At 54.3% G+C, this 315-nt stretch carries 1 protein-coding gene; it reads right to left on the reverse strand.

Annotated features, from left to right (window positions below):
- A partial coding sequence (locus C162_RS32270) for a phosphopantetheine-binding protein (RefSeq protein ID WP_156949763.1) occupies positions 1–315 on the reverse strand: 315 nt, incomplete at both ends.

Below are 315 nucleotides of genomic sequence, written 5' to 3' on the forward strand. Positions count from 1 at the left end.
GGCTGTATAATAGGGCTGGTATGGTGCTGGGGATAGACCTGTACCTGTGTCATCCTTGCGTTCCAGGCCACTGATCCAGCCGCTCAGCTGGTGAATCGTGGAGTGCTCGAAGACCTCCTTGACTTTGATGTCCGCACCCAGTACTTTGCGTACTTGAGAGACCAGTTGCGCAGCTTTGAGTGAATGGCCGCCCAGTTCGAAGAAATCATCATGAATGCCGATTTGTTCGATGCCCAGCAGCCTGCTCCAGATCTCTGCCAGCTTCTCTTCAGTCTCGTTACCCGCGCCTTCGTACCTACTCTGCATCTGGCTCAG

The organism is Paenibacillus sp. FSL R7-269, assembly GCF_000517865.1.
Taxonomy (GTDB): domain Bacteria; phylum Bacillota; class Bacilli; order Paenibacillales; family Paenibacillaceae; genus Paenibacillus_AQ.